The organism is Yoonia sp. 208BN28-4 (assembly GCF_037543925.1).
In the GTDB taxonomy this organism is placed as follows: domain Bacteria; phylum Pseudomonadota; class Alphaproteobacteria; order Rhodobacterales; family Rhodobacteraceae; genus Yoonia.
This window is the reverse complement of the sequence record NZ_JBBIFY010000009.1, coordinates 1-1605: the sequence shown is the minus strand read 5'-3', so window position 1 is coordinate 1605 and position 1605 is coordinate 1. Positions and strand designations below refer to the sequence as shown.

General features: G+C 50.2%; 1 protein-coding gene. It reads right to left on the bottom strand.

Features of this window, described 5'->3' with window-relative positions; translation table 11 throughout:
- The coding region (locus V8J84_RS16790; RefSeq protein ID WP_339933321.1) for a hypothetical protein at positions 1–723 on the bottom strand (723 nt) is incomplete at its 3' end.
- Positions 724–1605 lie beyond the last annotated feature (882 nt).

The window sequence follows — 1605 nt, the reverse complement described above, 5'->3', positions numbered from 1 at the left end:
TAGGATCGGGATGCCTCTGCTGGTCATAGCATTGATGACGTATGCTGCTATGTCGCTGTCTCCCCTCATCAGCTGAATTCCCCTGTCTGCGCAAAGGTCTTCCGTCAGGTATGGGTGTTTGATGAGAAAGGCATCCAAGAGGTGAAATAGCTCCGCGTCTCTCATTCTCTTCGCCGCCGAACCGGTAGGACTATTCTGACGGAATGCCTGACATGCAGCTGTTCTGCTGACTGCGTTGAGTGCGACAAGGACCAAGGACTTGATCAACTTTCGCTGTTTTCTGTCATCAAGGCCGGGGATAAGCCCTGAATTCAGCACATACGGATCACCATCAAGAGAAATACCCCGTTGAGCGCATAACATCGCAATGTGGATAGCCCGATAGTCAATCTCGACCGTCGGCTGACCGTTGATATGAGTCTTCTGACGGAACTCAGACCCTACACCCTGCCACCAGCCACCATAAAAGCGACCACCGCAATCCCACCTCTCTCGATTGAATATCCGCTTCACATGGTTGTCCAGAGTGCAAAGTGGGGTCCGGGCAAGCCTGCCTTGCCGCCTCCCAGACTTAATTTCGCGTTCTAAATATGGCAGCTTCTGATCCGGCACATCAATGAACGTGTCCGCAATTAGCGCGTTGTAAGCGCATAGGTCTGCCCTCATTTGCTCGACCTCGGGGGAATCTTCGTACTCTGCATTTGCTCCGTCGACATCATGCATAATCACCGTCTCCTTCGCCAAAGTCGAAACGATATGCTCTGCTCCGAACCTCGCCTCTCTGAAAAGTTGTCGGAGTGGTTCTGCAGCGATCATCCGGGCAGTTCTATTAGTGCTGGCACCGGGACCGGCATTGCTCCCTTTGGAAAGTTCGATGAGGCCAGTCGCAGCTAACCTATGAACGAGTATCGGGATCTTACGTGATAGACGCAGGGCGTTATATCTGGAATTGGTGTTCCACGCAGTGTTGGATAGATGCACTCCGATGCACAAGCTTGGGTCATGTTTCCAAGCGATGTAGAGATCGACGATTAACACGCGTAGTTGCTGTTTGTAGCAAGTCTTCGGTTTAGGGCCGCTACGCCGTGTTGATGCAGTGGTGAATTCCGCAAAGTAATTGGCCCATATACTATCGACCAAGCCTATTACTTCAATATGTTCTGACCACCGATGAACGTCTAACGGTCTTGAATGTCTGGGGTCGATAAGCGTCGCAGGTTCTGAGACTAGATCGTCTGGTGTGTTTCGTATATTCATTTGGTACGATTCCTCTTCAAAATTTCGGCCTTCTGAACGATGTGTTCGCAAGCCGTTGAAATTCCCTCTAGAGGCTCGGTTAGAACGACGACCAAGACATGACTTGGCAACACCGCTGAGCATAGATGGACGATAGAATGTTATGAATTAGTGACTGATCTGAAGTGCCCAGACCGCGAGCAGCTTGTGCTGTCGTCAGACAATGATCAGTCGTAAGTTGTAGCGATATGGTTGAATACCGCGTCTTTAGTACGATATGAGGAATACCGTATTTTTGTAATGGTAGAGAAGTAACTTGATCGCGGCACTGACATGGTGGTTCAGTGGATGCAGTTCAAGTCGTACTGG